Annotated in this window: 12 protein-coding genes and 1 tRNA gene; 9 read left to right on the top strand and 4 right to left on the bottom strand. The window is 59.2% G+C overall.

Annotated features, from left to right (window positions below; translation table 11 throughout):
• The first annotated feature begins 123 nt into the window (after nt 1-123).
• Genes GTF44_RS18620 through GTF44_RS18640 form a run of 5 tightly spaced genes read left to right on the top strand, consistent with a single transcriptional unit; the run spans nt 124 to nt 3,575 of the window.
• Nucleotides 124-639 carry a tail fiber protein gene (locus GTF44_RS18620; protein WP_171562407.1) on the top strand — a complete coding sequence of 172 codons (516 nt, stop codon included), beginning with the start codon at nt 124-126 and terminating at the stop codon, nt 637-639.
• A 9-nt stretch (nt 640-648) separates the two neighbouring features.
• Entirely contained in the window at nt 649-1,179 is a 531-nt protein-coding gene (locus GTF44_RS18625; RefSeq protein WP_171562380.1) for a phage tail protein, read from the top strand.
• A 9-nt stretch (nt 1,180-1,188) separates the two neighbouring features.
• Entirely contained in the window at nt 1,189-1,728 is a 540-nt protein-coding gene (locus GTF44_RS18630) for a phage tail protein (protein WP_171562381.1), read from the top strand.
• Nucleotides 1,729-1,751: 23 nt separating this feature from the next.
• The gene (locus GTF44_RS18635) at nt 1,752-3,029 is read left to right on the top strand and encodes a hypothetical protein (protein ID WP_171562382.1); all 1,278 of its coding nucleotides are present in this window, start codon (nt 1,752-1,754) and stop codon (nt 3,027-3,029) included.
• Nucleotides 3,030-3,032: 3 nt separating this feature from the next.
• Entirely contained in the window at nt 3,033-3,575 is a 543-nt protein-coding gene (locus GTF44_RS18640) for a GNAT family N-acetyltransferase (protein WP_367383341.1), read from the top strand.
• 13 nt (nt 3,576-3,588) lie between these two features.
• Here the strand turns inward: GTF44_RS18640 and GTF44_RS18645 are convergent, their stop codons facing one another.
• Nucleotides 3,589-3,876: a hypothetical protein gene (locus GTF44_RS18645; RefSeq protein ID WP_145215837.1), complete on the bottom strand. Its 288-nt coding sequence runs from the start codon at nt 3,874-3,876 to the stop codon at nt 3,589-3,591.
• Nucleotides 3,877-4,188: 312 nt separating this feature from the next.
• Between GTF44_RS18645 and GTF44_RS18650 the strand changes: the two genes are divergently transcribed.
• Nucleotides 4,189-4,265: transfer RNA gene (locus tag GTF44_RS18650), tRNA-His, on the top strand.
• A 53-nt stretch (nt 4,266-4,318) separates the two neighbouring features.
• Here the strand turns inward: GTF44_RS18650 and GTF44_RS18655 are convergent.
• Nucleotides 4,319-5,248, bottom strand: coding sequence for a hydrogen peroxide-inducible genes activator (locus GTF44_RS18655; RefSeq protein ID WP_171562386.1), 930 nt, complete (start codon nt 5,246-5,248; stop codon nt 4,319-4,321).
• Between the two features lie 194 nt (nt 5,249-5,442).
• On the opposite strand from GTF44_RS18655, the gene katG reads away from it, so the two are divergent.
• The gene (katG, locus tag GTF44_RS18660) at nt 5,443-7,620 is read left to right on the top strand and encodes a catalase/peroxidase HPI (protein WP_171562388.1); all 2,178 of its coding nucleotides are present in this window, start codon (nt 5,443-5,445) and stop codon (nt 7,618-7,620) included.
• 111 nt (nt 7,621-7,731) lie between these two features.
• Here the strand turns inward: katG and GTF44_RS18665 are convergent, their stop codons facing one another.
• Nucleotides 7,732-8,037 carry a DUF6476 family protein gene (locus tag GTF44_RS18665; RefSeq protein WP_171562390.1) on the bottom strand — a complete coding sequence of 102 codons (306 nt, stop codon included), beginning with the start codon at nt 8,035-8,037 and terminating at the stop codon, nt 7,732-7,734.
• Between GTF44_RS18665 and GTF44_RS18670 the strand changes: the two genes are divergently transcribed.
• Nucleotides 8,038-9,066 (top strand): RluA family pseudouridine synthase, encoded by a 1,029-nt coding sequence (locus tag GTF44_RS18670; protein ID WP_171562392.1) that lies wholly within the window; start codon nt 8,038-8,040, stop codon nt 9,064-9,066.
• 177 nt (nt 9,067-9,243) lie between these two features.
• Nucleotides 9,244-10,137 (top strand): RNA polymerase sigma factor RpoH, encoded by an 894-nt coding sequence (gene rpoH / locus GTF44_RS18675; protein WP_145215851.1) that lies wholly within the window; start codon nt 9,244-9,246, stop codon nt 10,135-10,137.
• 159 nt (nt 10,138-10,296) lie between these two features.
• Here the strand turns inward: rpoH and GTF44_RS18680 are convergent, their stop codons facing one another.
• The gene (locus GTF44_RS18680) at nt 10,297-10,707 is read right to left on the bottom strand and encodes a nuclear transport factor 2 family protein (protein WP_171562394.1); all 411 of its coding nucleotides are present in this window, start codon (nt 10,705-10,707) and stop codon (nt 10,297-10,299) included.
• Nucleotides 10,708-10,998: the final 291 nt, after the last annotated feature.

A 10,998-nucleotide genomic window follows, 5' to 3' on the forward strand; every position in this document is an offset into this window, starting at 1 on the left:
AGCCAATCCGCCATACCAGATATCTCTTGCGGGTCGAGAGTGCGTCCCGTAGCCTTTCCCTTAGGTCAATTGGTTAATTCCAAGCTTTCAATAAGAAACCGGCAAATAATACAGGAGGGGATGGTGTCAGAACCTTTTTTGGCGGAGGTCCGCATTGTTGGCTTCAATTTCGCGCCAAGAGGATGGGCGTTTTGCGATGGGCAGATCCTTCCCATTAATCAGAACCAGTCTTTGTATTCCCTTTTAGGGACAACCTATGGCGGTGACGGGCGGACGAGTTTTGCGCTGCCGGACATGCGAGGCCGTACGCCCATCCATGTGGGACGTTCAAATGGCGGCGAAGATCATCGGCTTGGCCAGAAAAGCGGTGAAGAAACCCACACGATCTCAAGCGCCGAGATGCCGTCACATAATCATCTTTTCGTCGGCGCGACCGCTAATGTCACAACCCCGGACCCGCCGAATGCTTTGCTAGGGACAAATACCGGAAACCCCTATCATGAACCGGATACGCTTGTGACGATGAATACCAATTCGGTCACCAATGTCGGGGGCGGCCAAGGGCATAATAATATGATGCCCTATTTGGCACTCAATTTCTGCATTGCCCTTCGGGGCTTGTTCCCGTCGCGGAATTAGGAGGCCGAGATGTCAGAACCATTTGTAGGGGAAATTCGCATGTTCGCCGGCAATTTCGCTCCACGCGGATGGGCGTTTTGCGATGGTCAACTTTTGGCGGTAAGCCAGAACGATGCGCTGTTTTCCCTTTTGGGAACCATCTATGGCGGGGATGGCCGTACCACATTCGGCTTGCCCGATCTGCGCGGACGCGTGCCGGTCCATGCGGGTTCGGGGCCAGGGCTCAGCCAGCGGCGTCTTGGATCGAAGGCCGGGGCGGAAAACGTCACGCTGACGGTTAACCAGCTTCCTCCGCATCGCCATGATTTACGCGCGTCGTCGTCGATCGGGAACGCCAGTAGCGTGTCAGCACACGTGTTGGCGCGCGTGACGGCTGGCAACCTTTACTACGAAGTTGGGCAAACGATGCCGCCCGCCGCGGCGCTGGCGCAGCAATCGATGACGGATATTGGCGGTAGCCGGAGTCATACGAACCTGCAGCCCTTTCTGTGTATCAACTACATCATTGCCCTTTTCGGCATTTATCCCAGCAGAACCTAGGAGGCGATCATGTCAGAACCTTTTGTCGCCGAGATCCGAATTTTTGCGGGAAATTTTGCGCCGCGCGGATGGGCTTTCTGCAATGGACAGCTTTTGCCCATTTCGCAGAACGCCGCGCTGTTTTCCTTAATCGGGACGACCTATGGCGGGGACGGACGGTCAACCACCGCACTCCCCAATTTGCAGGGGCGTGCGGCGATGCATCCAGGCCGCGGACCCGGGCTTACCTCACGCCGATTGGGCCAGCGCGGCGGTTCCGAGCAGGTTTCATTATCCGAAGCGCAGATGCCAAACCACAAACATAGTGTGCAAGCGATCTCTCGCAACCAGTTCGTTCAGGGTAACTCACTGGACCCGGCGGGGAACTTTGTCGCCGGGCCCCAGACAGGGAATGCATTTGTACCGACCGACCCCATGCCCGGTACCGTATTATTCGCTGACGCGGCGCTCACATCGGCCGGTGGTTCACAACCTCACAACAACATGCAGCCATTCCTTGCGATAAATTTCATCATCGCACTGGTTGGTCTGTATCCGTCACGAAGCTGATCTGTAGGGAAGGGAATGCCGCCATGAGACCGCTCGAACCGATCCCCGCAGGGATTGACGAAAACAACGAGATAATCCCCTTGGGGCCGGTGGATACAGCCACTGACTCGTCTCGCTTCCAACTCTTCATCGCTGCCGTGAACGAGAATGCTGAGCTCGTTTACACAAATCAGACAACTCTTAACGGCCCGTTCCAGAAGAGCTGGACCCGTATCGGCACAGATGACTTCATGGGGGTTGTCGCCAGTGGCACTACGCTTGATGGCCGGGTCGCCATTATAGCGGTCGAGAAATCCGCTCTCGAAGTGCACTATGTCACGGAGGCACCACAAAACGCCGATGGCAAGGACCGGTGGCTTCCGACGGAGAACCTGGGGCGGCCCAGAGGTGTCCCCAGTTTTGCCGAGCTCCAACTGATCCGTGGCGTTGATGGGCTGGACAATGTCTTTGGCGCCAGCACTGCCGATAACAAGACTTCGCTTTGGTGGACATACCGCAATCCGCCAAAGATTGTAACTAAGACGATCGAAGTGACGCCGCCCGGGTCCGACACGCCGATGACGATCACCGTGCAGGAAACCGCGCTGCCCGATACGCCCTGGAGCGATTGGATCAACATCAATGGGGCGTTGGTGGGCACATTTCATAAGATGAAGGCCGCCAACAATGCTGATGGGCGGATCGTCCTGACCGGTGTTGATACCAATGGGCGGCCATGGGTGTCGCAGCAGAAATCCGACGATCCATTTCAAAAGGAATCCTGGACGGATTGGTGCATGCCGGGCGGCGAAGCTGCCCCTGCGGCCAGCGCGATCACCCCAGCCCTGGGCGCAGATGGGTATGTCAGTGTCTTCACATCGACAAATGATGGGTTGCTCCGGTCGCGCCAAACAAAACCCGGCGGCGCGCTTTGGGGGCCGCTGAGCGCACCGGGCCAGATTCAGGACAATGTCAGCACCCATGCGGTGTCGATCGATGCTGATGGTCAATTCTATGTGGCCGTTCTCAACTTCACGCCGCCTGGAGAGACAAACACAATCTACGGTGTGCAAGAGGTCAGCACACTTGATGCCCGATGGACCAGTTGGCAGCGCATCTCGAGTTTTTCTGACCCTGACGGGTTGCAGTTGCACTATAGTGCTGACGGTACGCTGCTCCTGTTTTCGATCAACAAGAAGACGCGCACGCTTTGGTCTATGCAGCAGGTCGCGAAGAACAGCACTGAATGGTATTATTTCTGGACCGATCTCGGCGGCCCGCTCATCGATTTCAGCGTGACCCAGGATTTGACGCCCTCCTGAACCGTGTCTGCAGTATCCCCATCCTCTGGGCCTTTCGCAGCGGCCCGTTGCCCGCCGGGGCGTCACGCGGCGGCGCTCGGTATCTGCTATCGCCCGATCTCGGATGCGGATATGGCGTTTCTAAAGGCGCTCTACCGCTCGACACGCGAAGGTGAGATGGCCGCGACGCCGTGGAGCGAGGCTGAAAAGCAGGCGTTCATCGCCATGCAGTTCGATGCCCAGCACCGCCATTACCAAGCCAACTATCCGGATGCGGATCGGCTGGTCGTCCTAAAGGGTGAGACCCTGATTGGGCGGCTCTATCTTGAGCGCTGGAGGCATGAACATCGCATCATCGACATCGCGTTGATGCCGGAAGCCAGGGGCGGAGGTGTGGGCACCGCGATCCTGAAAGATGTGATGGAAGAGGCCTCCGCCGCAGGGAAAGCCGTGGGGATTCATGTTGAAAAGACCAACCCGGCGATGACGTTATATCTTCGGCTTGGGTTCGCGGTGATCGAGGACAAAGGAGTCTATGATCTGCTGTCTTGGCGGGCCGTGGAATGATGGTGGACCCTGGTCAGGTGAAGACAGCTTCATATTGCGTGACGTCATCGACCTGTCCCACTGGCACAATAAACACCTCGAACTGTCCGAGAGCCTTTGATTTCATCGCATAGACACCCTGATCAAGGATCGGGTCGAGGGGTCCCTCCCAGAGAAGCGCAAAGGCGCCGCCATCCCGCGCACCTTGGCCCTTTGGCGTCACCTCGACCAAATCTAGCGCCAATTCCTCCTCGCCAAGAACAAGGGAAAAAGGTGATTTCAACTGCGGTTGAAAGTCTGAGATCGTAAAGTCTTGGTCCATTAATCGGGCCTCGTCGATGGTTGAGCGGGTGCGCCACCGGGTGCTGCAGAGCTTGAGTATGACACCCCGGACAGTGAGGCGAAACCCCAAGCGCTCCTGCAGAATGGTGAGTATTGTTGCCGTCGGGAGAGCCCGACATGGCTCACAAGGCGAGACCGCAAATGGGGTGATCGTCACAGCAGCGTGTTACATCGTTCAAGCCGTGCCCGATGCTCTGACGGGCATCATTTTCCTCGTTGCGTCCCGCTCGGAGAGTTTGTTATACGCCGCTAGTCATCGCCTCGATGGGGCTGATGAAGACAGTATCGGTTTGCCGCCTTAGCTCAGTTGGTTAGAGCGCTGGATTGTGGATCCAGAGGTCCCCCGTTCAAGCCGGGGAGGCGGTACCACTCTCTCCTACCGCGCATTTTTCATGACATAAACGCCGCTTTGTATGTGGTCGTCACTCCGCCGCTGTTCTTTCGGTTTGGTGTTCTTGGCGCAAGACCTGAGCCGATTGGCGCACCACATCTGAGATTTGGTGCAACTGATCCGCCAAGGGGTTCGTCTTGCGCCAGATTATTCCAATGGTGCGTGACGGTTGTGGCGCCTCAAACTGCGCGACGGAGACTGAAGCGGACCGAGTCTCGACAGGAACCGCCATTTCCGGGATCAGGGTCACGCCGATACCTGCGCCAACCATCTGCACCAGGGTGGAGAGCGAACTGCCATCCAGGCCCTCACGCGGCAGCGCCGATTGGAGATTGCAGAACGACAAGGCTTGATCGCGAAAACAATGCCCCTCTTCCAGCAACAAGAGCCGCATCTCGCGCAGGGTGTCTTTATCCGGCACCGGTTTGCCTGCATCCACATCGGGGCGCACCAAAACGAAGTGCTCGGTAAAGAGCGCGACCTCCGCGAAGGCGGGCTCCGAGACTGGAAGGGCAACGATGGCCGTGTCCAAGCGCCCTTCGGCCAGTTCCTGGAGCAGTTTCGGCGTCATGGTCTCGCGGACATGGAGATCGAGGCCGGGATAAGCGTGGGTCAGGTTGCCGATGATTGTTGGCAATAGATAGGGCGCGATGGTCGGGATCACGCCAAGGCGCAAGCGGCCCGACATCTGATCTCGGGAGGCGCGGGCCAACTCGCCCAACTCATCCACTGAGCGCAGGATGTCGCGCACGCGCAGCGCAAACTCTTCGCCAAAACGCGTCAGCCGGACCTGCCGTGCCCCCCGTTCGAAGAGGACCAGACCCAAAGATTGCTCAAGTTCTTTGATTTGCACCGACAAGGCAGGTTGCGAAATCGCAGAGGCCTCTGCGGCGCGGCCAAAATGGCCGTGAAGCGCCAAGGCCTCGAAATAACGCAGCTGTTTCAGAGTGAAGTTTGCCATAACTTCAGATTATTACGCTGATCAGGAAATGCAACTTAAACAAATGATATCATCTTGCTAAAGTCGCCTCAACGACGGTCGAGGAGATTCCCCAAGCTTGGCGCAGTGGCATTCAGGGCTGCGTTGGGTTTTGGGCGATTTTGATGGACCGCCAGGACTTTTAACATCAGAGCATCTACCAAGTGGAGAAAGACATGGACGGAAACAATGTGCACGGCCTCGGCGGTTGCCCCGTAGCTCACGGTGGCAACACGTCGTTGGACAAACCGGTCACCAAATGGTGGCCAAATGCTCTGAACCTCGACATTCTGCATCAGGGCGGGGCGCGGACCAACCCGATGGATGCCGATTACAACCATCGTGAAGCGGTCCAAACGCTGGATTTCGACGCGGTCAAGAACGACGTCAAAGCGTTGCTGACCGAAAGCCAGGACTGGTGGCCGGCGGACTGGGGACACTATGGCGGTCTGATGATCCGCCTGGCATGGCATTCGGCCGGATCCTACCGGACCCAGGACGGTCGTGGCGGTGGTGGGGCGGGGAACATCCGCTTTGCGCCGCTGAACTCGTGGCCGGATAACGCCAGCCTCGATAAAGCCCGTCGCCTGCTGTGGCCGGTCAAAAAGAAATACGGCAATGCGCTGTCATGGGCGGACCTGATCCTGCTGTCGGGCACGATGGCTTATGAAGAGATGGGTCTGAAGACCTTTGGCTTTGGCTTTGGCCGCGAAGATATCTGGGGGCCGGAAACAGACGTATACTGGGGCTCCGAGAATGAATGGCTCGCCCCGAGTGAGAACCGCTACGGCGATCTCGACGATGCGGAAACCCTCGAAAACCCGCTGTCGGCGGTTCACATGGGTCTCATCTACGTCAACCCCGAAGGCGTGAACGGCAATCCCGATCCGGCACGCACAGCCTTGCATGTGCGGGAAACCTTCGCGCGGATGGCGATGAACGACGAAGAGACCGCAGCCCTGACCTGCGGCGGCCACACTGTCGGCAAAGCCCATGGCGGCGGCGGTGCCCATGACCAGATCGGCGCCGAGCCGGAAGGCGCAGGCATCGAAGCCCAAGGCTTTGGCTGGGCCAACCCCGGTCACCAGGGCAAAGCAGCAAACGCCTTCACCTCGGGCATCGAAGGCGCCTGGACCAAAGAACCGACCAAGTGGGACATGGGCTTCTTTGACTATCTCTTCGGGTATGAGTGGGAGCTGACCAAATCCCCCGCTGGTGCGCATCAGTGGACCGCCGTTGACATGCCCGAGGATGAAAAGCCGCTGAATCCCTCCGATCCGTCCGGCCGGGCGATGCCCCTGATGACCGATGCCGATATGGCGATGAAGGTCGATCCGATCTACAACGAGATCTGCCAGAAGTTCCGCGCCGATCCCGCGTATTTCGCCGACACTTTTGCCCGCGCATGGTTCAAGCTGACCCACCGTGATATGGGGCCCAAGGCCAACTATTATGGCCCGAACGTTCCGGCGGAAGACCTGATCTGGCAGGACCCGATCCCGGCTGGCAATACCGGCTATGACGTCGACGCTGTCAAAGCCAAAATCGCGGCCAGCGGCCTGTCGGCTGCCGAGATGATCGCCACGGCCTGGGACAGCGCGCGGACCTTCCGCGGCTCGGACAAGCGCGGTGGGGCCAATGGCGCGCGTATCCGTCTGGCGCCGCAGAAAGACTGGGCCGGTAACGAGCCTGAGCGTCTGGCCAAGGTTCTGGGTATTCTGGAACCGATTGCCGCCGAAACCGGTGCATCCGTCGCGGATGTCATCGTTCTGGCGGGCAATGTCGGTCTGGAACAGTCGATCAAATCCGCTGGCTTTGACGCAACGGTGCCCTTCGCAGCAGGTCGCGGCGACGCGACGGATGCGCAGACCGATGCCGACTCGTTCGACGTGCTGGAGCCGCTCGCCGATGGCTTCCGGAACTGGCAGAAAGAGGCCTATGCGGTCTCTGCCGAGGAGATGATGCTCGACCGGGCGCAGCTTCTGGGCCTGACGGCGCAGGAACTGACGGTCCTCCTGGGCGGCATGCGTGTCCTGGGCACCAACTATGGTGGCTCGGAACATGGTGTCTTCACCGATCGCGTGGGCAGCCTGACCACGGATTTCTTCGTCAACCTGACCGATATGGCCAATAGCTGGCATCCGGTCGAGGGCGGCACCTACGAAATCCGGGATCGGAAGACCGGTGCGGTCAAATGGACCGCGACCAGCGCCGATCTGGTCTTTGGCTCCAACTCGATCCTGCGCGCCTATGCCGAGGTCTATGCACAAGACGACAACCGGGAGAAGTTCGTGAACGACTTCGTGGCGGCCTGGACCAAGGTGATGAACGCAGACCGGTTCGACTTGGCGTAACCGAGATATTGAGCGCCTGGAGCAGTCTGGGCGCGCGCATATCTAACCAAATCAAACGGCGCTTCAGATCCCTGGAGCGCCGTTATTTATCTGCACCGGCCCGTGGTTAGGTCACTCGATCTCAATCGTCTGGCGCAGTTCACCGCTATCCTGATCGAAAATCAGGATCGTGTCGTCGCCCGTCACCACCGCGTACCACCCTGTTCCAACAGTCAACGCCGTTGCCGCCGTGCCGTCGGGCAACACAATCTGATCGGGCAGGGCAGGGCTGCTCGGCGCCGGGAAGCGGGTGACAAAGGCCCAGATCACCGTTATCACGCCGCCGATCATCACCAGCGTCAGCAAGGTCACCAGATTGCGCAGCAATTTCAGGTGCCCCGGCAGGGGCGGATCATCGTCTTGCGGAGTGTCATTCATATGCCGAGTGTCCAGATCATCACGGTCCTGATCGGCCCGGACCCAGGCAGCCGCCTTGATAAGGCACTGGCCCGCGATGTGCCAGAGGCGGCAAGCCTGAGCCGCTCGCGCCTATCACGGCTGATTGCCGAGGGGGCGGTGCGGGTGAATGGCGATGTGGTGACCGATGGCAAGGCCCGCGTGGCCGAGGGGGCGCAGGTGGAGATCACGCTGATCGAGGCTGCCGAGATCGAGACCCGGCCCGAGGACATCCCGCTCGATATCCGCCATGAGGATGACGATTTGATCGTGGTGAACAAACCGGCGGGCATGGTGGTGCATCCGGCGCCGGGCACCCCGGGCGGAACGCTGGTCAACGCGCTCTTGCATCATTTCGGCGGCAATCTCTCTGGTGTGGGTGGGGAGAAACGCCCCGGTATCGTGCATCGGATCGACAAGGATACGAGCGGCTTGCTGGTTGTGGCGAAATCGGACCGCGCCCATCACGGGCTGGCCGATCAGTTTGCGGCCCATAGTGTCGAGCGGCTTTATCAAGCGCTCTGCCACGGCGTGCCAGATCCTGCGGACCCGCGCCTGCGCGGCATCAAAGGCGTGAGCTTCGAACCGGGCGGGGTTCTGAAAATCACGACGCAATTGGCGCGGCATAAGACCGACCGGCAGCGTCAGGCGGTGCTGTTTCACGGTGGCCGCCATGCGGTGACCCGGGTGCAGGTGGCCGAGACTTTCGGCGTGGCGGCTCGGGTGGAATGCCGCTTGGAAACCGGGCGGACGCATCAGATCCGCGTGCATATGGCTCATGTCGGCCATGGGTTGCTTGGCGATCAGACCTATGGCGGCAAGCGCCGGATCGGCGCCAAATCCGTGGGAGAAGACTTGGCCGCTGCGCTCAATGGCTTCCCACGCCAAGCGCTGCATGCGGCCAGTTTGGGCTTTGATCACCCGGTCAGCGGCGACTGGATGCGGTTCGAGGCGGATTTGCCAGGCGACATGGCCGATTTGCTTGCGGCGCTGCGCGGTTCAGCCCTGTAACTTGTGCACAATTGCACGTTATTTTCCTGTAACACGGATTGCCGTGCGCTTCCGCTGGGTCTATTTTTATCTCAACCGAGGCAAGCACAGGTCTTGACGTGCCGCCCAGGAATACCCACGTTAACACTAAGTTAAACGAATTTACATTATTGACGCGCCGAACAGGGGGTCCGTGACATGTCGAATTATGCAAACCTTCCCGCCCCGTCCCCGGAACAGGGCCTGAACCGCTACCTGCAGGAAATCCGTAAGTTTCCGATGCTGGAGCCGGAACAAGAATATATGCTCGCCAAACGGTGGGTGGATCATGAAGACACCGATGCCGCGCATCAGATGGTGACGAGCCACCTGCGCTTGGCGGCCAAAATCGCAATGGGCTATCGCGGCTATGGCTTGCCGCAGGCCGAAGTGATTTCCGAGGCGAATGTCGGCCTGATGCAGGCCGTGAAACGTTTCGACCCTGAAAAGGGCTTCCGCCTGGCCACCTATGCCATGTGGTGGATCCGTGCATCGATCCAGGAATATATCCTGCGGTCCTGGTCGCTGGTGAAACTCGGCACAACCTCGGCGCAGAAGAAACTCTTCTTCAACCTGCGCAAGGCCAAGGCCCGCATCGGCGCCTTGGAAGAGGGGGATCTGCGTCCCGAAAACGTGGCCCGCATCGCCAATGATCTGGGTGTGACCGAAACCGAAGTGATCTCGATGAACCGGCGCCTGTCGGGCGGCGATGCCTCGCTCAATGCCGTTGTCGGCAGCGATGGCGAAGGGGCGACGCAGTGGCAGGACTGGCTTGAAGATGATGATGCCGATCAAGCTGGCGATTATGCCGAGCGCGACGAGTTTCAACATCGGATGGCCCTGATGGAACAGGCGATGGATGTGCTGAACGAGCGCGAGCGCGATATCCTGACCCAACGCCGCCTGAAGGATCAGCCTGTGACGCTGGAAGACCTCTCCGGTGTTTATGATGTCAGCCGCGAACGCATTCGCCAGATCGAGGTGCGGGCGTTCGAGAAGCTGCAAAAACGGATGCGTGATCTGGCCCGAGAAGACGGGTTGATGCCCGCCTGATCCCACACATGATTTAGAAACCGCAGCGCCCTCGGCCTAACCGGCCGGGGGCGTTGTCTTTTACGCTGTCGTGTTCGGCAACTCGTCGTGGATGACGGCCCGTAAGATCGTCAGCAGCGGTCGCACCGGGTCCGGACGCATGGTGATATACGTATGAGCTTATGCAGTCTCTTTGGTATCATCGGTCGCGGGTGTGGCGAGGGTGTGAACCGCCGGAATGTCCCAGGCTTCGGCGATCTTGGCGTTGACGAACCGCCACACCACAACGGCGTCAATCAGCACCGGCGCGTCATCCAGGGTCATTGAATCCTGCACATGAACAACCACCAGTTCATCCCCGATGGGCGTGGCCGAAACTGGATTGATCTTGAACGTCCCGTTTGTGGTGCCACCGATGCGCTCAAAGAAAGTGCGCAGACCGTTGAGGCCGACATAATCGCCCTCGATCCCCGGCAGCATTGGATTGAAGAAGTGCCACACAAACCCTTCGGCAAAAAGATCGGCGGCGCCGGCGAGATCGCTCAGATCGAGTCGGGAGAGCAATGCAACATTGGGGTGGGGATCAGTCATCTCGGGCTTCGCCTTCGGCTTTATGATATCAGACCCCCGACGCTAACCGCGTTTCAGCACGTGCGTATTGATCTCCCTCAAAGCTCCGGTCTCATGCTGTCGATTGGCGGGTTTGATACTCCCGGTCCGCGCCGATCGACCGACAGATCCCGCCAGAAGCGCGCTACAGGTGAGTCGCGTGAGCTGCACGGGGCGATGGCTCGCGGAATCGCGGTCACAACACGGCCTCCGATTTATCACAGGCTGGTGAGCGTAAGGCGCTGTTTTTGTGAGAGTTGTTGCGATTGATCA

Source organism: Roseobacter sp. HKCCD6576-2, assembly GCF_013179285.1.
Taxonomy (GTDB): domain Bacteria; phylum Pseudomonadota; class Alphaproteobacteria; order Rhodobacterales; family Rhodobacteraceae; genus Rhodophyticola; species Rhodophyticola oceani.

Bases quoted from the DNA above. Each gene is read 5' to 3' on its own strand.
- rpoH (WP_145215851.1), top strand. From the start codon at position 9,244: ATGTCGAATTATGCAAACCTTCCCGCCCCGTCCCCGGAACAGGGCCTG.
- GTF44_RS18670 (WP_171562392.1), top strand. From the start codon at position 8,038: ATGCCGAGTGTCCAGATCATCACGGTCCTGATCGGCCCGGACCCAGGC.
- GTF44_RS18625 (WP_171562380.1), top strand. From the start codon at position 649: ATGTCAGAACCATTTGTAGGGGAAATTCGCATGTTCGCCGGCAATTTC.
- GTF44_RS18680 (WP_171562394.1), bottom strand. From the start codon at position 10,707: ATGACTGATCCCCACCCCAATGTTGCATTGCTCTCCCGACTCGATCTG.
- katG (WP_171562388.1), top strand. From the start codon at position 5,443: ATGGACGGAAACAATGTGCACGGCCTCGGCGGTTGCCCCGTAGCTCAC.
- GTF44_RS18655 (WP_171562386.1), bottom strand. From the start codon at position 5,248: ATGGCAAACTTCACTCTGAAACAGCTGCGTTATTTCGAGGCCTTGGCG.
- GTF44_RS18665 (WP_171562390.1), bottom strand. From the start codon at position 8,037: ATGAATGACACTCCGCAAGACGATGATCCGCCCCTGCCGGGGCACCTG.
- GTF44_RS18645 (WP_145215837.1), bottom strand. From the start codon at position 3,876: ATGGACCAAGACTTTACGATCTCAGACTTTCAACCGCAGTTGAAATCA.
- GTF44_RS18630 (WP_171562381.1), top strand. From the start codon at position 1,189: ATGTCAGAACCTTTTGTCGCCGAGATCCGAATTTTTGCGGGAAATTTT.
- GTF44_RS18635 (WP_171562382.1), top strand. From the start codon at position 1,752: ATGAGACCGCTCGAACCGATCCCCGCAGGGATTGACGAAAACAACGAG.